Source organism: Longimicrobium sp. (assembly GCF_035474595.1).
Classification (GTDB): Bacteria; Gemmatimonadota; Gemmatimonadetes; order Longimicrobiales; family Longimicrobiaceae; genus Longimicrobium.
This window is the reverse complement of sequence record NZ_DATIND010000047.1, coordinates 39,350-61,672: the sequence shown is the minus strand read 5'-3', so window position 1 is coordinate 61,672 and position 22,323 is coordinate 39,350. Positions and strand designations below refer to the sequence as shown.

Here is a 22,323-nt window from a genome sequence, read left to right as displayed (position 1 = left end):
CGAGGAAGGATCGAGAACACGGGAGGACGAATCTTCCCCCGTGATCTCCATCTCCCTCGTTGTGCCCATCGGTTTATCCCGTGATGATCGCGCGGCGATCGGGGTCGGGCGGCGGCACCCGCGCCTGGCGGGGGGCCATGGCCGGGCGCTGGTAGTACGTGCCGTCGGCGCCCAGCTCCCAGGCGCGCGGGTGCTCCAGCTGCGCGCGCAGGATCTCGTCCAGCCGCGCGCGGTGCGCGGGGGCGCGGACCGGAGCGGCCACCTCCACGCGCCGGCTCAGGTTGCGCGTGCGCCAGTCCGCCGACCCGATGTAGTACTCCGGATCGCCGCCGTTGGCGAAGCGGAAGATGCGCGCGTGCTCCAGGTAGCGGCCCAGGATGCTGACCACGCGGATGGTCTCCGACACCTCCGCCACGCCGGGGCGCAGCGCGCACAGCCCGCGCACGATCAGGTCGACGCGCACCCCGGCGCGCGACGCGCGGTAGAGCGCGGCGATCAGCTCCAGGTCCGCCAGCCCGTTCACCTTGGCGATGACGTGGCCGCCGCGGCCGGCGCGCGCGTGCTCGGTCTCGCGGTCGATCATCTCCACGAACCGCGTGCGCATCGTCCGTGGGGCGACGAGGAGAAGGCGGTGGTGCGGCTCGCCCCCGGCGCCGGTGAGCATGTTGAAGAGCTCGGAGATCTCTTCCGTGATCCCGGGGTCCGCCGTCAGCAGGCCCAGGTCGGTGTACGCGGCGGCCGTGGTGGCGTTCAGGTTCCCCGTCCCCACGTACGCGTAGCGCCGCACCCCGCCCGATTCGCGGCGCACGACGAGCGCCACCTTGGCGTGCACCTTCAGCCCGGGGAGGCCGTAGACCACGTGGATGCCGGAGGAGCGAAGGTAGCGCGCCCACTCGATGTTGCGCTCCTCGTCGAAGCGCGCGGTCAGCTCCACCAGCGCCACCACCTGCTTGCCGCGCGAGCTGGCGCGGCGCAGCGCCTCCACGATCCGCGACTTCCGGTTGGTGCGGTAGAGGGCCAGCTTGATCGCGACGACGTCCGGGTCCTCCGCCGCCTCCAGCACGAAGCGCTCGACGGTGGCCTCGAACGAGTCGCGCGGGAACTCCACCAGCACCTCGCGCTCGCGCAGCACGTCGGCGATGGGGACGCCGGGGTCCAGCCGCTCGTGCGTTTCCTCGGGCGGCCAGTGCGCGTCCGCGATCTCCAGCGACGCCAGCTCGCGCAGGCCGCGCAGGTCAATCAACCCCTCCACCTCGTACACGTCCTCGTCGCCCAGCGGCCAGGCGCGGTCGGGCGCCTCGTGCCGCAGCTCGCGCAGCAGCGTTTCGCGCAGGCGGCCCGGGATGGAATCCTCCACCTCCACGCGGACCACGGGGCGGAAGCGGCGGCGGCGCACCTCTTCCTCCACCGCCTGCAGCAGGTCGGCCAGGCGCCCCGGCTCCAGCTGCAGCTCGGCGCTGCGGGTGACGCGGAAGGTGGAGGCGCTGTCCACCTCCATCCCCGGATACAGGCGGTGGAGGTTCTCGATGATGACCGTCTCCAGCGGCACGTACCGCCCGCCGCCGGGGGAGACGAAGCGCGGGAGGCCGTCCGGCAGCTCGACCACGCCCAGCCGTTCCCCGCCCGTCAGCGGCTCGCGGAGGATGGCGACCAGCGCCGGACGCTGGTTGCGAATGTGCGGGAACGGGTGCCCCGGCCCGGCGGCCAGCGGCGTGAGCAGCGGGTGGACCTCGGCGTCGTAGTAGTCGCGCAGCCACGCCCGCTCGTCGCGGTCCAGGCCGCTGCGCCGCACCACGTCGATCCCGCGCTCGCGCAGCTCCGGCATCAGCGTGTCGAAGAGCAGGCGGTACGCCGAGTCGGCCAGCCGCCGCGCGCGGGTGCCGATGGCGTCGAGCTGCGCGCGCGGGGGAACGCCGTCCATCCCCGGCTTCTCGGACCCCTGCGCCACCTGCCGCTTGTACCCGGCCACGCGCACGCGGAAGAACTCGTCCAGGTTGCCGCCGAAGATGGAGAGGAAGCGCACCCGCTCCAGCAGCGGCACCGCGCGGTCGCCCGCCAGCTCCAGCACGCGGCGGTTGAAGGCCAGCACGCTGAGCTCGGGGTTCAGCAGCGTGCCCGGCGGAAGGCTGCTCTCGTCGAAGGCGCCCGGCGGCGGCGCGTACGGCGGGGCGGCGTGGAGCGGGTCCAGCGCGTCCGTCTCCGCCGCCCAGTCGCCCGAGACGGGGTGCGCGGCCACGCCCGAGCGCGCCAGCACGTGCAGCGCCGAGAGGGTGGCCGGGTCGCGCACCGCGGGCGAGCCGGCGGCCTCGATCAGCTCGTCGACCGCCACGTGCACCATCCCCTCCGTTCCCGGCGCGTACGCCAGCTCTTCCGCGAGCCAGACCTCCGTCGCCGGGTGGCGCGCGGAGCCGGGGCCGGTGCCCGCCAGGCGCAGGCGGCCGCTGGCGTTCAGCACCTCGTCCAGCACGCGGCGCGCGGCCTGCAGCCCGGTTCCCGGCCCGGCCGGCACCTGCAGCGAGCCGTCGCGGTTCAGCAGCGCCACCCGGCCGCCCTGGTAGGCCAGCACGGCCACGCGGCGCGAGGAGCGGACGGCCTCTTCCAGCCAGTCGACCTCGGTCTCCTCCAGGCTGCGGGACCAGCGGCGGAGCGGGTCGCCCGTGAGCAGGGTGAGGCCGAACTCCGTCTCCAGCGCGCGGGCGGCGGCGCGCCCCTCGGCGGTGTCCTCCGCCAGCCGGACCTCCACCTCGAACAGCTCGGCGGTGACGTCGCGGTCGCGCACCGTCCGCTCGTCGCAGGCGATCTCCATCTCCAGCCCCTCGTCCCCCTCCGCGGAGGGAGCGGCGGCCAGGCGGACGCGGCGGCGCGTCTCCACCTCCAGCCAGGGGTCCAGGTGCGCGGGGTCGATCAGCGCGCGGAGCAGGCGGGCGGGCTCGCTCTCGGCCGCGAAGAGCGCCGCGGCGTCCGCGGCGGGCGCGCTCTCGGCGGCGCTCCGGGGGAGCGCGTCCTCCGATCCGCGCACCTCCACCGCCAGCGTCAGCTCGCCCGAGGGGTGAAAGCGCACGCCGGCGGTGGCCCCGCGGCGGCGCAGGTCCAGCTCCGGCGTGTCGTAGTAGACGTCGCGGAACAGCTCGGTGGATGGGGATTCCGCCGCGATCCCCGCCGGGAGCGGGCCCCCGGCGATGCGGTCCAGCGCGTCGCGGCCGGGCGCGGCGAAGCGGACGACCAGCTCGCCGCCGCGGGCCCATCCGGCGGGGAAGCGCGGCCGCGGGGAAGGGCCGGTGAAACGGCGCGGGGCGCTCGCCATCTCCTGGCGCCGCGTCAGAACGGGAGCCCGAAGCCGGCGTACACCGTGTTGCGCTCGCCGTGGGCGTACGTCACGGTGACGGCGCGGCGCCGGTCCATGAAGGCGAAGAAGAGCCCGCCGCCGTACGCGGTGTGCCAGTCGCCGGGCGACGCGCCGCCGTACCACACCCGCCCCGCGTCGGCCAGCGCCAGCACCCCCAGCTCGCCGCGCGCGACCAGGAGGTTGGCGCGGGTGACCACCTGCCGCAGCTCGGCCGTGCCGAAGGCCGAGGCGTCGCCCTGGTAGCGCTCGGACTGGTAGCCGCGGATGGTCCCCCCGCCGCCCAGGAAGGCCGCGTACTGGAAGGGGAATCCCCCCCACACCCGCTCGCCGCCCGCGCGCAGCGCCAGCGTGGGCCCGAGCTCCCTCGCGGAGAGGTAGGTGATCCCCACCGCCCGCGCCCGCCCGAAGGCCGTGGCGTCGTGGAAGGCGATGGGGAACCCCGTCCCCCACGTCTCCAGCTTCCACCCGCGGCGCGGATACGCGGTGGTGTCGGCCCGGTCGAGCACCAGGCCGAGCCGTCCGCCCACGATGGCGAAGTCGTCGGACCCGCGCGGGTGCAGGTCGCCGGCCGGCGTTCCCGCCCGGGGCTCGGGGTCGGTGAAGCGGCCGGTGATCTCGCCCACCACCCACGCGCGCCGCCCGACGCCGCGCCAGTACGCCGCGTTCCCCATCAGCTGGTGCTCGAAGACGCGGAAGTGCGAGCTGGTCTCGCCCTCGCCGCCGGTGTCGTTGCCGAAGCCGTGGAAGCGGCTGGCCTCCATCTCCGAGACGCGCGCCAGCACCAGCGTCATGTCCTCAGGCCGGCCCACGTAGCGGAAGTCGCCCAGGTACTCGGCGCCGAAGCGGGCGTGCTGCACCGCCCACATGAAGCGCACCTGCTGCTTGGTGGCGTACGGCTGGCGGCGGAAGCCGTAGCGCGTCCACGACGGCCCGATCCCCACGTACGGCCCCACCGACGCCGGGCGCCACCCGAACGCCGGCGTCAGCAGCCCCCCCGAGGTCCCCCACTCGCGCGGCGGAAGCGAGCCGCCGCCCGGCACCCACAGCTTCGGCTCCCACGGACTCTCGTCGACCTTGGTGTGGTCGCGCCGCGTGTAGCGGTTGTCGCCCTCCGAGTCGTAGAAGGCGGTGCGGTGCCCCGCGCGCCCCTCATCGCGCAGGTCGTCGTCGCCCCCGCCGCCGATCACCCGCACGATCACCTGCTCGGGCCCCGTCCCCGTCACCCGGGCGACGTCGCCGCCGCCGTGCAGGTAGACGCGGACCTCGCGCGTGTCCCACCAGTTGAACCAGCGCCGGTAGATGGGCTCACCGCCGCCCGCCGGGGTGAGGGTGACCCACACGTTCCCGTCCGGCTGCCGCTCGACGACCGCCGCGTCGGCCAGATCCGTCGCGTGCGCCTCGGGCTCGCGGGCGATGATGTGGTAGAAGCTGGCGGATACGCGCGGCAGGTCGTCGCGCCGCTCCTTCAGCGTGCGCGACAGCCGCGCGCCCTCACGCTGGCGCCAGGCCGCGGGCAGGGCGCCCACCGCCGCGTCGATCTCGGCGTCGGTCAGCTCCGCGCGCACCGCCGCCGTCACCGAGTCCCACGCGGTGCGGGGGATGGCGCCCAGCAGCCGGTGGTCCAGCTGCGACGCGTTCAGCAGCAAGGGGCGCAGGTCGATGGTGCCGCGGTAGTGGATGACGTTGGGGATGAAGCCGTGGGCGATGCGCGGCCCCAGCCCGTCGTAGTCCACGAAGGCGTAGTCGCGGTCGCGCGGCAGCACGCGCCAGAGATGCCCCCCGCCGGCCTGCGGAAAGCGCGCCCACAGGTACTGCCCGCCGTGCCGGTCCCAGTCGCCCAGCAGGATGTCGACCAGGCGGACGGCCAGGTAGCCGCGGTCGTCCAGGCGCTCGCCGTGCCCGCTCTGCAGCGAGTCCAGGAACTCCTCCGTCTCCACGATCCGGTCCGCGCCGGCCAGCGCGTGCACCCCCGTGCGCCCGGCGGCCGGCCGCTCCTCCATGGTGCCCACCATCCCCGCGAACTGCCGGCGGAACTCGCCCAGGCGCGGGTCGTCGGGCATCACGAACAATTCCTCGGTGGTGTGCGGCACCCCGGCCGCCGCCTCCACCCGGTGCGCGGCCACGCCGGCGGCGGGGACGAGGGACGAGACCTGGTCCTGCACCACCCACGCGGTCAGCGTCCGCCCGCGGAGATCGGGGTGGAGCGACTGCGTCTGGTCCTTGTCGGCCGAGCGGAAGGCGTACTCGCGCCCGTTGTCCGCGCGGAAGCGCAGCGAGTGCGTCTGCAGCCCGCCCCCCGTCTCGGTGGGCGTCAGCCCGCCCGCGTACGTCCCCAGGTCCAGCACGGGGATGGTGGCGGGCGCGGTCCACAGGTCGCGCCAGGTGGAGCCCAGCAGCCAGCGGTGCACCCCGCCGGCCCGGTAGCGCGGCCCCGCGGCCACGACGGTGTCGGAAGAGCGCTGCGAAGCGAGCGCCGCGGGCCCGGCGAGCCACGCGGCGGCGAGAACGGCGTACGCGGTGGAGCGATGAATCACGGACGGGCTCCCGCGGGGGGCGGCGGTGGGGGCGCCGGCCGGGGTGGAGGCGTGGTGACGGGCGTGGGCGACGACGGGGCCACCGGGGCCGGCGGCGGCGCGGCCGGCGCCACCGGCGCGGGGCGCGGCACCTGCCCCGCCGGCGTGGGCGTGGTGGGCCCGGAGTTCTCGGCCGCGTGCGGCGTGGTGGGCGCGCCCTGCGACTCGGGCACCAGCGGCGGCACGTCCAGCCACATCGAGTAGTCCTCGCGGAAGGTGCCGTCGGGGTTCACGATGCGGTACGCCATGCGCACCCGGCCGTCGCGCAGGAAGGCCATCGTCACCCACCCGCTCACCCGCCGCGCGTACAGGGTCCCGGAAATGGCGCGCGTCTGCGTGGTGTGGTTGTAGATCCCCGCGCCGCTCACCACCTGGTACTTGGCCCCCACGCCGCGCAGCAGCTGCAGGTTGTGCTCGTGCCCGGCCGCGTGCACCAGCGGCGCGTTGGGCTGGTAGGCGCGCGAGAGCGCGGTGATCATGGTGCGGTACTCGCGCCCGCTCACGTCCTGCCGCGCGAAGGCGCCCGCCTGCCGCGCCCACGGGTGGAAGGGGAAGAGGTAGGTGGGCCAGTCGAAGTAGCCGCCGTGCTGCCCGCCGGAGACCAGGGGATGATGGCTGACGACCACGGTGCGCCGCTGCCCCGCCGAGCCCAGGTCGGCGCGCAGCGAGTCCACGATCTCCTCCTCGGTCCTGGCCCGGCACTCGCTGGTGGCGCCGAACGGGCGCGGAAAGCCCTCCTGCAGCCACCACTGGGTGTCGAGGATGATGAGGCGCAGGTAGTTGCCGAAGTCCAGCGAAACGGGGCCGGGGCAGCCGTCGGCGGGAAGGAACTGCACCAGCCCGCGGCCGTGCGCGTTCACGTAGCGCGCCTGCGTGCGCACCGCCTCCAGCCCGCCGGCGGTGCCGGTGGCCCAGTCGTGGTTGCCGGGGATCATGATCCCGTGCACGCCCTGCGAGATCAGCGGCGCCAGCTGGTCGTTGATGATGCGCTCGTTCTCGCGCCGCTCGGCGGCGGTGCTGTCCAGCACCATCCCGCGCGGATACACGTTGTCGCCCAGGAACACCACGAACGAGTGCTTGGGGTCGTACGACAGCTCGGTGCGCAGCGCCTTCATCACCGGCTCGCCGCCGGGCGCGGGAAGCCCCGCGTCGCCCACCAGCACCAGGCGCAGCTCCACCGTGTCGGTCTCGGCCACGTTGGGGATCAGCCGCCCGAGCCCCTTCACGTAGCGGAAGCACCCGGCCATCATCAGCACCGCCGCGCACAGGAACGCGGCGGCCAGCGCACGTCTCGCCTCCCTCATCTCCATCCCCGTTGTCGTTCTTCCGACCGTATCGGCCCGGACTCGCGGACGCACCCGCCGCCATCGCCGGACCCCGCCGATGGCGGCGCATCCCGCGTCCCCGCGTCCTCGCGCCATCCGTTCACACGAGAGTCGCGTGCCGCCACGGATTCACGCGGCGGCGCGCGGCCTCCTCCATCTCCCCATCAGTCCTTGCCGCGCTTGCCGCTGTTCTTGGTGCGCTTGCGCTGGCGGGTACGCATGGGAAAGAACTCGGCGGCCTCCACCTGCACGCTCCAGCGCTCGTCCAGCGCGCCCACCAGGTCCGGCGGGGTGATCCCCTTCTTCATGCGCACGAGGTATTCCAGCGTGTGCACGGTGCCGCGCGGCACCACATCCACCAGGCGCCAGTCGCGCGCCAGGTCGGCCAGCGCCTCCTGCACGGTGTTGCGCGCGGTGTCGGGCTCGGAGCTGTGCACCAGCAGCACGCCGTCGGTGCGCATGTCGCCGTCGGCGGCCAGCATGCGCCGCCGCACCGCCCGCTGCTGCGACGGCTCCTCGGCCACCAGCAGCGCGGGGTCGCCCACCGACAGCACCCCCGTGCGCCCGAAGCTGCCGCTGTAGATGGAGCCCACGTTGAACTTCCAGACGGTCAGCACCACGAAGTTGAAGGCGATGGAGATGGCCAGCGCCACGTCCAGCGCCTGCACCCCCGCCGACAGGCCGATGGCGATGACCAGGAAGATGTAGACGGCGTCGCGCGGGTCCTTCAGCGTGTTGCGGAAGCGCACCGCGGCCACGATCCCGGCCAGCGAGAAGGCCAGCGCCAGCGAGTTCTTCACCACCATCGAGGTGCCGGCCACCACGATGGGCAGGATGATGACCGAGGCCACCAGCGCCGGGTCGTAGCGGAAGCGCTTGGTCAGCATGTACACCCAGGCCACCGGCACCACCAGCAGCAGCGCCCCGGCGATCACCAGCAGTGTGGTGAGGATGCGGTGCAGCGCCTCGTCCAGCGACAGCTTGCGCCCCAGCTCGGCGGTGATGGGGCCGGCGGTCATCAGCCCGCCCTCGCGCGGCGGCAGCAGCGTGGGCGCCACCAGCGCGTCGCGGATGGCGGGCACGAAGTACACGAGCGACGCCATGATCGCGATCAGCAGGACGTAGTACACGGCCAGCCGCAGGTACGGGCGGCTGCGCGCCTCGAAGATGCGCTCCAGCACCGTGCGCCTGGGGCCCTTTCCGCGCGGCGGCATGCGGATGGCGCCCCCCGGCTGCGGCGCGGCGTACGGGCCGCCGGCCGCGGGGGCGAGCAGCGTTTCGGACTCGCCGGGCGGAATCACCGGCTCGGCCCCCTCGTGGTTGTCCCTGGCCATCCCGGGTTCTTCTGGAAGGAGATTTCGTGGCAGCTGCGTGGGATTTGCCGGCCCGCCTACAAGCACGAAGCGCGCCGCGGCCCTGTCCCGCGCAGGGGGAAGATGCGGAGACGGCTGATGGTCTCCGTGGGGAAGCGTATCGCCTCGAGCGGATCGCCCCGCGCCCGTCCCGGCGATCATGCGCTTGCGACGATGCCACACGGTACGTGCAAGTACGGAAGTACGAAAGTACGAGAGTACGGAAGAAGAAAAGGAAAGGGCTCGCACGGAGGGAACGGAGGGAGCGGAGAATCTCCTCCGTTCCCTCCGCTTCCTCCGTGTGAGCCCGATCTTTTGGGGGGATGGAGATCAGACCGGCGCCAGCTCGTCGCCGGTGTTGATGGTGCCGCCCTGGAGGATCTCGGCGCGCAGGCCGCCGCGCTCGTGCAGGTCGCGGACGACGCCGCGCCAGGTGAGGCGGCCCAGGTGCGTGCACGGGTCGCAGCGCTCGATGCCGCGCAGGACCACGCCGCCCACGCGGAAGGTGCGGCCGACCAGCGCGTTCAGCCGCACGCCGCGGGTGACCACGTTGCGGCGCGCGTCCGCGGCGCCGAAGTCGCGGCCGGTGGCGCGCACGGCGTCGATCGCCTCGGCCTCGATCAGCGTCACCTGCCGCTCGGGGCGGTACTTCGCGGACGGCGCCGCCCTGCGCCCGAAGTTGCGGTCGCCCTCCAGCCCCATCCCCGCGACGGCGCGCACGCTCTCCACCCGCGCCCGCGGCGTCCCGCGCGCCCCTGCGGCGATCCAGATCTCCTCGACACGCCCGGAGAGATGTGCATCGTCCGCTACCTCTTCGTCGAACAGGCCGAGGGTCGTTCCGTGATCCATCATCCTCTCCATCCCGGTCTCTTCATCTCCCCCAACCCAAGATAACAGCCCTCACGCGGAGACGCGGAGACGCAGAGAACTCATCGCACACCTCCGCGCCTCCGCGTCTCCGCGTGAGATCCAGCGAAAGCATGGCGCCCGAGCCGAAGCCGGCCCGGGCGCAATTCCAAACGTACTTCCGTACTCCCGTACTTTCGTACTTCCTACTGCGACCCTGCTGAATCCGACGTCGCCGCCGTCGCGCGCGGCGTGTTGGCCATCGCCCCCGGCTCCTGCCGCGAGAACTGGGTGACGATGGTCCAGTCGCCCGCCCAGTCGCGGCGCAGGACGACCACGTCGGTGCCCAGGTACGGGCGGTCCGCCGCGCCCTCCTTCACCGCGTAGCTCACCTGCACCGTGGCGAAGGCCAGGTCGCCCGCCGCCTTGAACTCCACGATCTGCGTGCGCAGCGGCTCGGCGTTCGGCAGCAGCCGCGCGAAGTGCTCGCGCACGGCGTCGCGGCCGGTCAGCATTCCGCCCTCGGCCGGGTAGACCGTGGCGTTGCCGGCGTAGAGGCCGGACAGCGCGCGCAGGTCGCGGCTTCCCCACGCGGACTCGTACTCGGCCAGCAGCGCGCCCACCTTCTCGCGCGCCTCGGCGATGAACTGGCGGCGCGCGTCGCCGGCCGACGAGCCGCCCATGCCGTACAGGTCGCGCTGCGCCGACGCGGGCCGCGCGGCGCAGGCGAGGGCGAGCACGGCCGCCGACGCGGCGATCCAGCGGCTTCCAGGCGAGATGGACATCGGGCGAGCGGGAGATTCGGACGGATTACGGGCCGGGCGCGGGACGACGGCGGAAGCGGCCTTCTACCGCGCCCGCCGCCACCGGTTCCCACGGTGATAGCCGAGAACGCGCGGCGGCGGGCGATCCGGACACGGCGACGCGAATCTGTTCAGGCGCCCGGCCGCAGGCTACCGTATCCGTGCCCGCCGCTCGTCTCCCGTCCCATCCCCGCCCCAAGGCCATCTCCATGCGCCCACGCGTCATCCAGATCAACATCACCGGCCGCGCCATCGCCATGCTGCTGGCGGCACTGGCGCTGGTGTGGCTGGTCGTCGGCTTCAGCAAGATCCTGTTCATCCTCTTCCTGGCCATCCTGCTGGCCGTGGGAATCGACCCGCTGGTGGACCGGATGGAGCGGTGGAAGCTCCCCCGCTCGCTGGCCATCTTCCTCGTGTACCTGGGGATCATGGCGGTGCTGGTGGCCGCGGTCGCCCTGCTGGTTCCCGTACTGGTGGAGGAGAGCAGCCAGCTGGCCGACAGCCTGCCGAAGATCGCGCAGCAGGTGGGCGACCTGGCCGGGAGCGGCACGATCAGCATTCCCGGCGTGGGGCACGTCTCCACCGCCGAGATGGGGCACCGGCTGGGCGGCGAGGTGGGGTCGATCGTGGCCAGCGTGCCGCGGCTGCTGGTGGGGGTGGGGAAGGCGGTGACGGGGGTGCTGGTGAGCGCGCTGCTGGTGCTGGTGGTGGGCTTCTTCCTGAGCGCCGACGCCAACTTCGCCCCGCGCTTCCTGGGGCGCTTCTTCTCGCCGCGGGTGCGGCCCACGGTGGCGGAGCTGTCGCGCGAGATCAGCGGGCGGCTGGGGCACTGGGTGCGCGCGCAGCTGCTGGTGGGCGCGTTCTTCGGCACGGCGTTCGGGGTGGGGCTCTGGCTGCTGGGCGTGCCCTTCGCGCTGTCGCTGGGCGTGGCCGGCGCGGTGCTGGAGCTGATTCCCTACGTGGGCGGCGTGACGGTGACGGCCATCGCCATGCTGGTGGCGCTCACCATCAGCCCGTGGCGCGCGCTGGCGGTGCTGGTGCTGGAGATCGTGGTGGCGAACATCGAGAGCCACGTGCTGTACCCGAAGGTCGTCGGGAACGCCGTGGGGCTGCACCCGCTCACCATCATCCTGGCGCTGTTCATCGGCGCCGAGGCCAAGGGGATCATCGGGGCGCTGGTGGCGGTGCCGGTGGCGGTGGTGCTGCAGGTGGTGTTCGACCGCTTCTACCGCTTCCACGACACCGGCCAGATCATCCTCCCCGAAAGCGACCTGGTTCCGGCGGCCGAGCCGGTGGCGGTGTCGGTGACAAGCGAGGAGGAGTAGTCCAGAGTTGGGATGGTGGTTTCGCGCATCGAGGCCGGCTGACCTGCACGTCAGCCGGCCTCGCTCATGCCGGAGTATTCGCTCTGGCGTGAATCGCCAGTTTCTCTTCTACCATCGGCCGGAGGCGCTCCCACACCGCGCCGTCAACCTCGTCCGCGAGCTCCGCGATCTGCTCATCACTCAGCGAAGCCTTGCGCCGGATGTTCTCGAGGACAACCCAGTCGAGAAAGTCCGACAGCTCTTCGCGCGTGAAGAAGTCCGCGCGCATCCGCACGACGATGTCATCGCCATCGCGCGCAACACTGTACGGCTCCCCTGATGTGATCTCCATCGAAACCCTCCCGTTCGGCTACTCCCCGAAGTTGCGGCGGAAGTCGTCGGTGACCTGGCGCAGGACGCGGTCGACCGGGTCCTTGGAGCGCGGGAAGAGGACCGCGTCGGAGAGCGAGTTCAGCGCGGCGCGCACGTCGGCGAAGCGGTCGGACACGCGCAGGAACAGCTCGCCCAGCCCGTGGCGCAGCGCGATCTCGTTCCCCGCGGCGGTGCGGAAGCCGGTGGCGCCCATCGCGTCGTAGTACGAGATGGGCGGCGCGGCGCGGCGCTGCACGCGGTGGGTGATGTGGTCGGGGAACATCCCCGCCAGCCAGAGCGCGTAGTTGCCCAGGTGCACACGCAGCAGGAACTCGCGCTCGCCGCGCGCCCGCTCGATGGCGCCCAGGATGTCGACCAGGTAGGTGAACGGCTCGCCCTCGCCGCCGTCCACGCGGCCGGCGCGCCCCTGCAGCCCGAACTCCAGCAGCACGCCCGCGGTGTAGTCGGCCAGCTGCCGGTCGTGGATCTCGCGCTGCAGCAGCGCGTGGCGCACCAGCAGGTAGAACACCAGCGGCGCCGGCGCGCGGCTCAGACCGTCGCGGCGCAGCAGCTCGCGCAGCACCCCCACGTCGTCCAGCAGCGCGTCGAACCCCTCCTCGCGCAGCCGCTCCTCGCCGCCGGGGCCGGTCACCGCCAGAAGCAGTTCGGCCTCGCGCCGCCCAAAGCTCGCCCGTACGTTCGGCTTGATCATCGCGTGCCTCCAGGGGGACGTTCGCCTCTCGATCTACCCTTGCTATACCGGCCGGCGCGCACCGGATGTTCCCGGCGGCGGCCACCTGCATCCGCATGTTTGCAGGAGGAATGCCGCCGTACGTCGCATCTCCATCGCCATCCGTGGAGACATCGGCGCGGCCGGGCGCGTTTACTACGTCTACGAAGGAACCGGGCTTGCATCGCCGCGCGGGCGGACCCGTGGAACGGAGATCGAATCCCCATGAAGCTCCCCCTGCCCGGATCCTGGCGTCCGTACCTGGACGCGGAGACGGAGAAGCCGTACTTCGGCAAGCTGTGCGAGTTCGTGGAGCGCGAGCGGCGGACGCGGGAGGTGTATCCGCCGGAAGAGGAAGTGTTCGCGGCGCTGGAGCTTACGCCGTACGAGCGGGTGAAGGTGATGATCCTGGGGCAGGACCCGTATCACGGCCCGGGGCAGGCGCACGGGCTGGCGTTCTCGGTGCGGCCGGGGGTCACGCCGCCGCCGTCGCTGCGCAACCTGCTGCGCGAGCTGAAGGACGACGCGGGGTGCCCCGTTCCCGACAACGGTGACCTGATCCCGTGGGCAAGGCAAGGGGTGCTGCTGCTGAACGCGGTGCTGACCGTGCGCGCCGGCGAGCCCAACTCGCACAAGGGCAAGGGGTGGGAGACGTTCACCGACGCCGTGATCCGCGCCGTGAACGAGCGCCCGGAGCCGGTGGTGTTCGTGCTGTGGGGCGGCTACGCGGGAAAGAAGGAGGCGCTGATCGACGCCGGCCGGCACACGGTGCTGAAGTCGGCGCACCCATCCCCGCTCTCGGCGAAGCGGGGCTTCTTCGGCAGCCGCCCGTTCACCAGGATCAACGCGGCGCTAGAGAAGGCCGGTCAGGCGCCGGTCGACTGGTGCCTGCCGGACCTCGGGCGGTAGCGCGGCGATCCGCAGCGCGGGAATGGCGCGCCGCTTCTCGGGCGATGGGTGGCGGAGCGGGGCGGCCGGGGCGGCGCGGCGGCCGTACCAGATGCGCGCGCGGCGATGCAGGGGGAGCTGGGCGTTCATGGGGTCCTCGCGGGCTGGCGTGAGCGCTATCGACCGTTCGCCGCAACCCACGCGCCACCGCGAGCACTCCGCGTCCACATCCGTATCTCCCCATCCCAAGCCGCTTTCTACGTCGGGGGAGATGACGATCCATCCCGTCCGCCCGCGCGGATGCGGCACCGCAGGTACAGGTGAGGCAAAGAATTCCATCTCCGAGGAGATGGGTATCACACTTCCCGATCACCCCTTTTCACACAGAGACACAGAGGACCGGAGACGCGCCGTACTCACCGTTTGCCGTAGTTCTCTGTGCCTCGTGTCTCCGTGTGATGATGTTTGCGGTTCTATCCCCCGAACCCGCAGCTCGTCCGCACCCACCTGACGACCGCGTGCTGCAGCTCGATGCGGCGGTCGGAGAAGGAGTGGTCGGTGTGCCAGACGTCGGCGGTGAGGCGCGCGCCGGCCTGGCGGAGGGCGGCGGCGGTGGCGGCGTGGGTGGGGTTGTGGTCGTTGTCCAGCAGCAGCAGCGCGCGCCCGGCCAGGCGCGGCGCGTTGGCGGCCACGGTCCAGCGCGGCCCGTTCGCCTTCAGGCTGGCGATCAATTCCGCCGCGTCGGCGTGCAGCGGCGCGCCGGGCTCGGTCAGCCAGCGCGTGTACTGCGTGAACTCCGTCTCGACCGCGGGGCTGGCGTTCATCCCCACGCCGATCTGCGCCATGTCGCCCAGCTCCAGCGCGCCCGCGCAGGAGATGGTGCTGTCCGCCGCAGCGGCGAGCATGGCCAGCCACGCGCCCATGCTGTGGCCGACGAGCGCGACACGGCGCGGGTCCGCGCGGTACTTGCGCGCACTGCCGGTATCGCGCACGAAGCGCACGGCGGCGGCCACGTCCTCCTGCGCGCCCGCGAACGAGAAGGTGCCGCCGCTTCCCCAGCTGCCGCGGTAGTCGAAGAAGAGCACGTTCACCCCAGCGCGCCGCAGCGCCTGCGCCAGGTCCAGGTTGCGCTCGTTCCCCGGGTAGCCGTGCAGCAGGACCACGGTGGGGTGCGGCCCGCGCCCCGCGGCGACGTACATCAGCCCGTTCATCCGCGCGCCGCCGCTGGTGAACGCCAGCTCCTCCACCGACGCGGGCGCCGCCGAGTCCCGCGCCGGGTCCATCGTCACCGGATCGAACGCCTGCGCCGTCGCCGTCTTCCCCATCGCCATCAGGGAAACGCCGAGTACGAGCGGCCGCACGCCTTTCATCATCTTGAAGATTCTCACGCGGTGCCTCCGTAAGGATGGAAGGAGATTGGACGACGTGGGAGGAACGAGGAGGATGATTCACCCAAGCTATCGGCGACCATCCCCTGGACGCGAGCGAGGAGGTGCGGGATCGGGAGATCGCATCGGTGCGCGCCCTCCGCCTCGCGCCCTCTCCGGCCGGCTCAGGCCGTCCACCTCTCCCGTACCGGGAGAGGTAGCTCCCACGCCTTCCCGGCACTCCGGAAACATTAGCGCGACCTGAGGTTGCAGGCCGCGCCGCGGCTGGACAGCCCCCCTCGCCCGGGACGGGAGAGGGCGAGCGCTCTGAGGCGCGGGGAGAGGGCGGCGCCGATGCATCCGAAGCGCATCGCCACTGCCGGAGCCGTGGCACTCTCGCACCTTTGCACTCTCGCACTTTCGCACCCGTATCGCGCCGTGTCAGAACTCCGAACGACCGTCCGTTAGAAATATGAAGGGCCGCGCGCCGCGGGAGAGGACGCGCGGCCGGGAACACCGGCCGGTTTGATGCGGTACGGCTTGGTGAGGGAGCGACCGCAGGCGCTCCCGCTTCTCCCCCGGGCGTCCGTCGTGGGCGCCCAACGCGAACGGCCGCACCATCGCCCTGGAGGAGCCATGTTCAACGTCGTCACCGATCGCCGCAAGCGCAGCGTGTGGACCCCGCGCACGGTGGCCCTCTCGGCCGGCGCGCATCTGCTGCTCCTCGGCGTCTTCGTGACCGCGGCGGAGAGCACGCCCGCGAAGCCGGCACCTCCCGGAGTGATCGAGTTCCCGATCGGCGACGAGCCCAGGCCGGAGCCGAAGCCGGTGACGCCGCAGCCCAGGCCGGACGAGCCGCAGCCGAAGAAGGGCGATTTCGTCTCCCCCAAGCCGCCGCCGGCCGTCCCGGACGGGGTCACCAAGCCCGATCCGGACGACACGCCGCTCCACGACGCCGACGTCCGCGGCCTGGGCATCGAGGGCGACGTGATCGGCAAGCCCGATCCTGCCGGGCCGGCCACGACGACCACCACGACGACGGGGCCCACCGAGGTGTTCCCATATTTCGGCGGCGGCGACGACGTGATCGAGGCGAAGGACGCCACGGTGCTGCCGCACCTGGCCAACGAGCGCGACGCGCAGCGGATGCTGCAGCGCGCCTACCCGCCGCAGTTGCGCGACGCGGGTGTCTCGGGGCAGGCGACGGTGGTGGTGATCATCGACCGGAACGGCAACGTGGAGCCGGGGAGCGTCCGGGTGCAGGAGGCCTCGCACCCCGCGTTCGAGGAAGCCGCCCGGCGGGCGGTGGAGCGGTTCCACTTCACCCCCGCCGAGCTGAACGGGCAGACCGTGTCGGTCGTCATCGCGCTCCCGATTCACTGGGAATTGCAGCACTGATCTGCTCGTTCCGGGCAGCAGACAAACACTTACTGGTTCTGAAGATGAAGGGGTCCGGCATCGCGCCGGACCTCTTCGTATTTTTACGAACTTCTTCGTCAGAACCGGAGGTCGCGGATCGTTCGATACATGGAGGGCCACGCGGCGGAAAGCGCGCGGGCTGAACACCGGCGGTGCCGGTGGGGGGTGACTGCAGGCGCTCCCGCTTCTCCGGGCGTCCATCCACGGCGCCCAGCGCGAACGGCCCCGCACGGGGCCACCCACCGGGCCGGGCGAGCGGCCCGCACCATCGCTCTGGAGGAGCCCCATGTTCAACGTCGTCACCAACCGCCGCAAGCGCAGCATCTGGACCCCGCGCACGGTGGCCGTCTCGGTCGGCGCGCACCTGCTGCTGCTGGCCGCGTTCGTCACCGCCGCAGAGAGCACGCCGCCCGAGACCCGCGAGCGCATCGTCGACCTGCGGCTCCCCGACGCGGCGCGACCGAAGCCCGCGCCGAAGCCCGTGACCCCGCCGCCGCCCGCGCCCGACCGCCCCCAGCCCGTGAAGGGCCGCGTGGTCACCGAGCGGCCGCCGGAGACGGTGCCGACCCGGATCCTGCCGCCGAACCCCAACCAGGCGCCCACCGTCCCCACCGGCGGCGACGGGCCCGAGGGCGACGTCGAGGGCACGCCCGATTCCACGCACACGGGGCCGCTGACGGGCAACACCGATCCGCAGCCCGCGCCCGGTGACGGTCACCCGTACACGCCGGAAGAGGTGTCGGTGCTGCCGCGGCTGGCCAACGAGCGCGAGGCCCAGCGGCTGCTGCAGCGCGCGTATCCGCCGCTGCTGCGCGACGCGGGCATCACCGGCCAGGCCACGGTGATCGTGGTCATCGACGAGAACGGCAACGTGGAGCCGGGAAGCGTCCGCGTTCAGGACGCCACGAACCCCGCGTTCGAGGAAGCGGCCAGGCGCGTGGTGGAGAAATTCCACTTCTCCCCCGCCCGGCTGAACGGCCAGAAGGTCTCGGTCGTCATCGCCCTGCCGATCCACTGGGAGCTGCAGCGGTGACGGAAGTGCGGAAGTGCGGAAGTGCGGAAGTGCGGAAGTGCGTGAGTGCGTGAGTGCGTGAGTGCGGAAGTGCGTGAGTGCGTGATCAGTACGAAAGTACGAGAGTACGGAAGTACGGAACTGCAGGTTGGGGATGGAGATGCGAGGGGCCCGGCGCGCGTGCCGGGCCCCTTCGTCGTGTGCGGGGTGCGTGCGGAGATGCGTGTAGGGGTGCGGTGCGAGACGATGCGGATCGGTGCGGTGGAGATCCGGAGATGCGGAGGTGCAGATGCCGAAAATGCGAGTGAACTCGCGGCTACAACGGCACGCAGTCCGCCTTCGCGGACTCCACATCTGCGTGGAGCCAGCGGCGGCGCGTTTCACCTATTCTCGCACTCTCGCACTCTCGCACTTTTCATCACGCCCTGTCGTACTTCCGTACTTTCGTACTCCGCCGAAGGCGGCGAAGACATCGCCGTGCGGGCGATGGTGGCGCCCAGAATGAGGATGCCGCCGGCGATGGACCAGATGCCCGGGCGCTCGCCGTGGACCAGCCACGCCCAGAACGGGTTCAGCGCGGGCTCCAGCAGCAGCAGCGTGCTCGCCTCCAGCGCGGGAACGTGGCGGATCCCCGAGCCCAGCAGCAGGTACGCCACCCCGATCTGGAAGGTGCCCAGGTACGCGATCACCGCCCAGTCCACCGGCGCGGCGTGCGCGGGAAGCGCCATCGGCAGGCACGCCAGGAAGGCGATCGCGTTCCCCGCCACGATCGTCGGCAGCGTGTTGCCGTCGCTGGCACCGCCGCGGTTGCCCATCCACCGCAGCCCCATGATCGTCGCCGCCCAGAACACACCGCTGAGCAGCGCCAGCAGGTCGCCGGTGCGCGGGTCGGGCGCGGTGGCGGCGGCGGGCGGCCGCTCGACGAAGAAGAGCAGCATCCCCAGCGCCACCACCGCCATGAACCCCACGTCGCGCGGGCGGATGCGCTCGCGCAGCAGCAGCGGGCTCAGCAGCAGCACGTACAGCGGCGCGGTGGACTGCAGGAAGATGGTGTTCGCCGCGGTCGTCAGCTTGTTGGCGGCCACGAACAGCGTCAGCGTGGCCGCGTACGCGATGCCGACGGGGACCACGTGCCAGCTCCACCCGCGCCGCGCCTGACGCGCCACCAGGTACACCGTGAGCGCCGCCACCCCCGAGCGAAAGCTGGCCACCTGCCAACTCGTCAGCGTCGTGGCCTTGATCGCGGCGCCGCCGGTGGAAAAGAGCAGCGCGGCGCCCAGGATCTCCAGGCGGTGCCGGGCGGAAGCCACGTCGGGATCGCGGGATTGCGGGAGATGGAGGGCGATTCGGGCGCGCTGAGGATGCCGCCGCGGCACCGATGCGGCAACCCCCGGCACGCATGCTGCACCCGTCCGCGCGCTCGCTCGTGAAGGTTGGACGAACCCGAGGCAGAGGGAGGGACGATGGCGACGAACGATGCCCCGCACGGGGCCGAGAGCGTGCCCACGGAAAAGAAGCTCGACGACCTGTACGCCCTGATCGACGGCATCTCGGTGGCGATGTTCACCACGCGCCGGCCCGACGGGCAGCTGGTTTCGCGGCCCATGCAGACGCAGGACCGCAACGGCGCGGCGGACTTCTGGTTCGTGACCGACGCCGGCGACCACAAGCTGGACGAGCTGGAGCACGACCCGCACGTGAACCTGGCCTACTACCGCGACCGCACGCGCGAGTGGGTGTCGGTGAGCGGCACCGCGCGCATCTCGCGGGACCGCGAGCAGATCCGCCGCCTGTACAAGCCGGACTGGAAGGCGTGGTTCGCCGACGAGGGCGGCGAGCGCGACGGCAGCCCCGACGACCCGCGCATCACCCTGCTGCTGGTGGACGCCGAGTCGGTGGTCTACATGAAAAGCGACACGCCGCGCCCCGTCGTCCTCTTCGAGGTGATGAAGGGGATCGTCACCGGCAAGCAGCCCGACGTAGGCTCCATCCGCGTCGTCAGCTCCGGCGAGATGCACGGCGCGCGCTGACACGGGCGCGGGCGCGCGGCACTGCTGGATCTCACGCGGAGACGCGGAGGCGCGGAGAACTCACCGCTCGCACGGAGTTCCCTGCGTCTCCGCGTGAGACATTCAGCTGTTATTGCCGGGGAGGATGAAAACGGCGGCCGCGCACAAGCGTGGCCGCCGCACCGAATTGAAGTCCGCGAAGGCGGACTGCGTGCCGTTGTAGCCGCCACTTCAGTGGCATTTTCCCCCACACCGGCGACGATCCATCGCGACGATCCATCACGACAAATCCGCCACGACAATCCGTCACGTCGATCGTCACGACCGCTCCAGCAGCGCCTTCGCCACATCCAGCAGCATCAGCGGGGGGCACGGTTTGACGAGGTAGCGGGCGACGCCCTCGGCCACCAGCAGCTCGCGGTCGGCCTCGCCCAGGATGGTGCTGAGCGCGACGAGGGGGACGGAGGCAGTGGCGGAATCGCGGCGGAACGCGCGGAAGGCGTCCAGGCTGCGGGCGCGCGGGGGAGAGAACTCCAGCACGATCAGGTCGGGCCGCCGTGCACGCGCCAGCCTCAGCCCCTCGTCGGCATGCGACGCGGCCGCCACCGCGAAGCCCGAATGCTCGAGGATCGTGGTGTAGATGGCGCGGCTGTCCTCGTGCGAATCCACGAGGAGCACGAGTTTGGCGGGCACCTTGGGGCGTGGCGGGTGAAAGGGTAAGGAATGACAAGATGTCCCACCCCCGCCCGCCAAACAAGAGTTTTATCCCGCCGTTTCTGCCGGTGTCCGAAAATCCCCTACACGCTCACGAGCCCGGCGGCACGCGCATGGAGATGAGCGTCTCGAACCCGCTCTCCTCCGCGATCTCCAGCACGTACTTCTCGTCGGCCGGCTTGCGGAGCCAGGGGAAGGGGAGGACGGGAACGGGGGCGAGGAGATCCGCCAGCGTCTCCAGGTTCGTACTTTCGGCGATCCCCGGCGGCTCGGGATCGAGGGTGTTCAGCACCACGCCGCGGACGCGCAGCCCGGCGTCGTGCGCGGCGCGGACGGTGAGCAGGGTGTGGTTGATCACCCCCAGCCGGTTCCCCGCCACCACCACCAGGTCCAGGTCCCACTGCACGAACAGCCCGTCGTACGCCACGTCGCGGGTGAGAGGGACGAGGAGCCCGCCCGCGCCCTCCACCACGATGGCGTCGCGCCCGTCGCAGAGCTGGCGGAAGGCGGAGTCCAGCACGTCCAGGTCCACCCGGGTGCCGCCGCGCGCGCTGGCCACCCACGGCGCCAGCGGCTCCTTCAGCAGCAGCGGGCGGACCGTCTCCAGCGGGTCCTCGCCGCCGGCGGCGTCGCGCAGGCGGTGGGCGTCGCCGCGCGGATCCTCGGGGCTCACGCCCGTCTCCACCGGCTTCATCGCCGCCACGCGCAGGCCGCGGGCGCGCATCAGCCGCAGCAGCACGGTGGCCACGAGCGTCTTCCCCACGCCGGTGTCGGTGCCGGTTATCCCCAGGCGGATCATCGCGTCTCCAGAAATCTGCCGATCACCCGATATACGTTGTGCACTTCGGACGCCGTGGCGCAATAGGGAGGCATCAGGTACACCGTGTTCCCCAGCGGCCGCAGCAGCACGCCCTCGCCCCGCGCGTACGCCGCCAGCTCGCGCCCCACCGGCTCCAGATACCCCGCCCCCCCCGCTTCGGTCTCGAACGCGGCCACCGTCCCCAGCACCCGCGGCGCGCGGACCCGCGGGTGCGAGGCCAGCGCATCGAGCGCGCCGCGGTGCGCCCGCTCGATCTCCCCCCGCCGCGCGGTGCAACCGTCGTCGAGCAGGAGATGGAGCGAGGCGCGGGCAGCGGCGCAGGCAAGCGGGTTGCCGGTGAACGAGTGGCCGTGGAAGAAGGTGTGGCGCCGGTCGCCGCTCACGAACGCCTGGAAGATCTCCTCGCGCGCGGCGGTCACGCCCAGCGGCATGAACCCGCCGGTGACGCCCTTCGACAGGCACATCAGGTCGGGGGAGATGCCGGCGCGATCGCACGCCCAGAGCGGCCCCGTGCGCCCGAACCCCGTCGCCACCTCGTCGGCGATCAGCAGCACCCCCGCGTCCGCGGTGCGCTGGCGGATGGCCCGCAGCGTGTCCTCGCTCCAGACGCGCATCCCCCCGGCGGCCAGCAGCAGCGGCTCGACGATGACGGCGGCGAGCTCGTTCCCCCGCTCGTCCAGCAGCCGGTCCAGCGCGGCGACCGTATCCCCCTCCGTGGGGTCGGGAAGGCGCGCGGTCTCGAACAGGTGGTCCTCGAACGCCTCGGTGAAGACGCTGCGGCCGCTGGCGCTCATCGCGCCGAAGGTGTCGCCGTGGTAGGCGTGCTCCAGCGCGGCCACGAGCGGGCGGCGCTGGCCGCGGAGGCGCCAGTGCTGCAGCGCCATCTTCACCGCGACCTCCACCGCGGTGGAGCCGTCGTCGGAGTAGAAGACGCGCGTGAGCCCGGCCGGGAGCACCGCCGCCAGCTCCGCGGCCAGGCGCGCGCCCGGCTCGTGCGCGAACCCGGCGAAGATCACCTGCTCCAGCACCCGCGCCTGCTCGGCGATGGCCGCGGCGATGGCCGGGTGCGCATGGCCGTGGAGCGTGACCCACCACGACGAGATGGCGTCCAGCAGCCGCGTGCCGTCCGCCAGGTGGAGGTATGCGCCCTCGCCGCCGACGACGGGCGTGGCCGTGGGCGCGATGCCGTGCTGCGTGTACGGATGCCAGACGTGCGCGGTGTCCAGCGCCAGCCAGTCGGGAGACATCACCTGCCGGGGATCAGGGGGATTCGGGGCGACAACTTCGCCTCCCGATCCTCCCGCGTCCACCCCGGTGGCTCGTCGCGGCACCCGGAGGTCGCAACGTGGACGGCGGATCATCTCCAAAGGCCTACCGACGACGTCCGGTCCGCTATCGGACGCGAGCCGCCGGAAAGCCGAGACGCGCGTCCGCGGCTCCGGC

19 protein-coding genes are annotated in these 22,323 nt (G+C 72.3%); 5 read left to right on the top strand and 14 right to left on the bottom strand.

Annotated features, from left to right (window positions below):
• Nucleotides 1-73: 73 nt before the first annotated feature.
• The 6 genes from ppk1 to VLK66_RS09305 all read right to left on the bottom strand — a co-directional run bounded on the left by ppk1 (nucleotide 74) and on the right by VLK66_RS09305 (nucleotide 10,227).
• Nucleotides 74-3,304: a polyphosphate kinase 1 gene (gene ppk1 / locus VLK66_RS09330; RefSeq protein ID WP_325309128.1), complete on the bottom strand. Its 3,231-nt coding sequence runs from the start codon at nucleotides 3,302-3,304 to the stop codon at nucleotides 74-76.
• 14 nt (nucleotides 3,305-3,318) lie between these two features.
• Nucleotides 3,319-5,880 (bottom strand): hypothetical protein, encoded by a 2,562-nt coding sequence (locus tag VLK66_RS09325; RefSeq protein ID WP_325309127.1) that lies wholly within the window; start codon nucleotides 5,878-5,880, stop codon nucleotides 3,319-3,321.
• Nucleotides 5,877-7,229 (bottom strand): metallophosphoesterase, encoded by a 1,353-nt coding sequence (locus VLK66_RS09320; RefSeq protein ID WP_325309126.1) that lies wholly within the window; start codon nucleotides 7,227-7,229, stop codon nucleotides 5,877-5,879. Before VLK66_RS09320 ends, VLK66_RS09325 begins: the two co-directional genes overlap by 4 nt.
• A gap of 179 nt (nucleotides 7,230-7,408) precedes the next feature.
• Entirely contained in the window at nucleotides 7,409-8,578 is a 1,170-nt protein-coding gene (locus VLK66_RS09315; protein ID WP_325309125.1) for a DUF4956 domain-containing protein, read from the bottom strand.
• Between the two features lie 348 nt (nucleotides 8,579-8,926).
• On the bottom strand, nucleotides 8,927-9,445 hold the full coding sequence (locus VLK66_RS09310; RefSeq protein WP_325309124.1) for an MOSC domain-containing protein: 519 nt from the start codon (nucleotides 9,443-9,445) through the stop codon (nucleotides 8,927-8,929).
• 203 nt (nucleotides 9,446-9,648) lie between these two features.
• On the bottom strand, nucleotides 9,649-10,227 hold the full coding sequence (locus tag VLK66_RS09305; RefSeq protein ID WP_325309123.1) for a nuclear transport factor 2 family protein: 579 nt from the start codon (nucleotides 10,225-10,227) through the stop codon (nucleotides 9,649-9,651).
• A 227-nt stretch (nucleotides 10,228-10,454) separates the two neighbouring features.
• On the opposite strand from VLK66_RS09305, the gene VLK66_RS09300 reads away from it, so the two are divergent.
• The gene (locus VLK66_RS09300; RefSeq protein WP_325309122.1) at nucleotides 10,455-11,570 is read left to right on the top strand and encodes an AI-2E family transporter; all 1,116 of its coding nucleotides are present in this window, start codon (nucleotides 10,455-10,457) and stop codon (nucleotides 11,568-11,570) included.
• A gap of 64 nt (nucleotides 11,571-11,634) precedes the next feature.
• Here the strand turns inward: VLK66_RS09300 and VLK66_RS09295 are convergent, their stop codons facing one another.
• Nucleotides 11,635-11,901: a hypothetical protein gene (locus tag VLK66_RS09295; RefSeq protein ID WP_325309121.1), complete on the bottom strand. Its 267-nt coding sequence runs from the start codon at nucleotides 11,899-11,901 to the stop codon at nucleotides 11,635-11,637.
• 18 nt (nucleotides 11,902-11,919) lie between these two features.
• On the bottom strand, nucleotides 11,920-12,633 hold the full coding sequence (locus tag VLK66_RS09290; protein ID WP_325309120.1) for a hypothetical protein: 714 nt from the start codon (nucleotides 12,631-12,633) through the stop codon (nucleotides 11,920-11,922).
• A 243-nt stretch (nucleotides 12,634-12,876) separates the two neighbouring features.
• Between VLK66_RS09290 and VLK66_RS09285 the strand changes: the two genes are divergently transcribed.
• Nucleotides 12,877-13,560, top strand: coding sequence for a uracil-DNA glycosylase (locus VLK66_RS09285; RefSeq protein ID WP_325309119.1), 684 nt, complete (start codon nucleotides 12,877-12,879; stop codon nucleotides 13,558-13,560).
• On the opposite strand, the gene VLK66_RS09280 is transcribed toward VLK66_RS09285, so the two are convergent.
• The gene (locus VLK66_RS09280; RefSeq protein ID WP_325309118.1) at nucleotides 13,504-13,689 is read right to left on the bottom strand and encodes a hypothetical protein; all 186 of its coding nucleotides are present in this window, start codon (nucleotides 13,687-13,689) and stop codon (nucleotides 13,504-13,506) included. The two genes, VLK66_RS09285 and VLK66_RS09280, sit on opposite strands and share 57 nt — an antisense overlap.
• A 323-nt stretch (nucleotides 13,690-14,012) precedes the next feature.
• A complete protein-coding gene (locus VLK66_RS09275) occupies nucleotides 14,013-14,927 on the bottom strand; it encodes an alpha/beta fold hydrolase (RefSeq protein ID WP_325309117.1) in 915 nt (304 codons plus the stop codon).
• 615 nt (nucleotides 14,928-15,542) lie between these two features.
• On the opposite strand from VLK66_RS09275, the gene VLK66_RS09270 reads away from it, so the two are divergent.
• Together VLK66_RS09270 and VLK66_RS09265 are read left to right on the top strand one after the other, a co-directional pair.
• Nucleotides 15,543-16,304 (top strand): TonB family protein, encoded by a 762-nt coding sequence (locus VLK66_RS09270; RefSeq protein ID WP_325309116.1) that lies wholly within the window; start codon nucleotides 15,543-15,545, stop codon nucleotides 16,302-16,304.
• Between the two features lie 307 nt (nucleotides 16,305-16,611).
• The gene (locus VLK66_RS09265) at nucleotides 16,612-17,358 is read left to right on the top strand and encodes a TonB family protein (RefSeq protein WP_325309115.1); all 747 of its coding nucleotides are present in this window, start codon (nucleotides 16,612-16,614) and stop codon (nucleotides 17,356-17,358) included.
• A 359-nt stretch (nucleotides 17,359-17,717) separates the two neighbouring features.
• Here VLK66_RS09265 and VLK66_RS09260 read toward each other — a convergent pair whose 3' ends face one another.
• Complete coding sequence (locus VLK66_RS09260; protein ID WP_325309114.1) at nucleotides 17,718-18,647, bottom strand: DMT family transporter; 930 nt, start codon at nucleotides 18,645-18,647, stop codon at nucleotides 17,718-17,720.
• A 153-nt stretch (nucleotides 18,648-18,800) separates the two neighbouring features.
• Here VLK66_RS09260 and VLK66_RS09255 point away from each other — a divergent pair, with 153 nt between their 5' ends.
• Nucleotides 18,801-19,367 carry a pyridoxamine 5'-phosphate oxidase family protein gene (locus tag VLK66_RS09255; RefSeq protein WP_325309113.1) on the top strand — a complete coding sequence of 189 codons (567 nt, stop codon included), beginning with the start codon at nucleotides 18,801-18,803 and terminating at the stop codon, nucleotides 19,365-19,367.
• A 297-nt stretch (nucleotides 19,368-19,664) separates the two neighbouring features.
• Here VLK66_RS09255 and VLK66_RS09250 read toward each other — a convergent pair whose 3' ends face one another.
• The 3 genes from VLK66_RS09250 to VLK66_RS09240 all read right to left on the bottom strand — a co-directional run bounded on the left by VLK66_RS09250 (nucleotide 19,665) and on the right by VLK66_RS09240 (nucleotide 22,127).
• Nucleotides 19,665-20,039, bottom strand: coding sequence for a response regulator (locus VLK66_RS09250; RefSeq protein WP_325309112.1), 375 nt, complete (start codon nucleotides 20,037-20,039; stop codon nucleotides 19,665-19,667).
• 112 nt (nucleotides 20,040-20,151) lie between these two features.
• Nucleotides 20,152-20,859: a dethiobiotin synthase gene (bioD, locus tag VLK66_RS09245; protein WP_325309111.1), complete on the bottom strand. Its 708-nt coding sequence runs from the start codon at nucleotides 20,857-20,859 to the stop codon at nucleotides 20,152-20,154.
• Nucleotides 20,856-22,127 (bottom strand): adenosylmethionine--8-amino-7-oxononanoate transaminase, encoded by a 1,272-nt coding sequence (locus VLK66_RS09240; protein WP_325309110.1) that lies wholly within the window; start codon nucleotides 22,125-22,127, stop codon nucleotides 20,856-20,858. Before VLK66_RS09240 ends, bioD begins: the two co-directional genes overlap by 4 nt.
• Nucleotides 22,128-22,323: the final 196 nt, after the last annotated feature.

Bases quoted from the DNA above. Each gene is read 5' to 3' on its own strand.
- VLK66_RS09310 (WP_325309124.1), bottom strand. From the start codon at position 9,445: ATGGATCACGGAACGACCCTCGGCCTGTTCGACGAAGAGGTAGCGGAC.
- VLK66_RS09295 (WP_325309121.1), bottom strand. From the start codon at position 11,901: ATGGAGATCACATCAGGGGAGCCGTACAGTGTTGCGCGCGATGGCGAT.
- VLK66_RS09255 (WP_325309113.1), top strand. From the start codon at position 18,801: ATGGCGACGAACGATGCCCCGCACGGGGCCGAGAGCGTGCCCACGGAA.
- VLK66_RS09270 (WP_325309116.1), top strand. From the start codon at position 15,543: ATGTTCAACGTCGTCACCGATCGCCGCAAGCGCAGCGTGTGGACCCCG.
- VLK66_RS09285 (WP_325309119.1), top strand. From the start codon at position 12,877: ATGAAGCTCCCCCTGCCCGGATCCTGGCGTCCGTACCTGGACGCGGAG.
- bioD (WP_325309111.1), bottom strand. From the start codon at position 20,859: ATGATCCGCCTGGGGATAACCGGCACCGACACCGGCGTGGGGAAGACG.
- VLK66_RS09305 (WP_325309123.1), bottom strand. From the start codon at position 10,227: ATGTCCATCTCGCCTGGAAGCCGCTGGATCGCCGCGTCGGCGGCCGTG.
- VLK66_RS09280 (WP_325309118.1), bottom strand. From the start codon at position 13,689: ATGAACGCCCAGCTCCCCCTGCATCGCCGCGCGCGCATCTGGTACGGC.
- VLK66_RS09240 (WP_325309110.1), bottom strand. From the start codon at position 22,127: ATGTCTCCCGACTGGCTGGCGCTGGACACCGCGCACGTCTGGCATCCG.
- VLK66_RS09300 (WP_325309122.1), top strand. From the start codon at position 10,455: ATGCGCCCACGCGTCATCCAGATCAACATCACCGGCCGCGCCATCGCC.
- VLK66_RS09290 (WP_325309120.1), bottom strand. From the start codon at position 12,633: ATGATCAAGCCGAACGTACGGGCGAGCTTTGGGCGGCGCGAGGCCGAA.
- VLK66_RS09265 (WP_325309115.1), top strand. From the start codon at position 16,612: ATGTTCAACGTCGTCACCAACCGCCGCAAGCGCAGCATCTGGACCCCG.
- ppk1 (WP_325309128.1), bottom strand. From the start codon at position 3,304: ATGGCGAGCGCCCCGCGCCGTTTCACCGGCCCTTCCCCGCGGCCGCGC.
- VLK66_RS09315 (WP_325309125.1), bottom strand. From the start codon at position 8,578: ATGGCCAGGGACAACCACGAGGGGGCCGAGCCGGTGATTCCGCCCGGC.
- VLK66_RS09320 (WP_325309126.1), bottom strand. From the start codon at position 7,229: ATGGAGATGAGGGAGGCGAGACGTGCGCTGGCCGCCGCGTTCCTGTGC.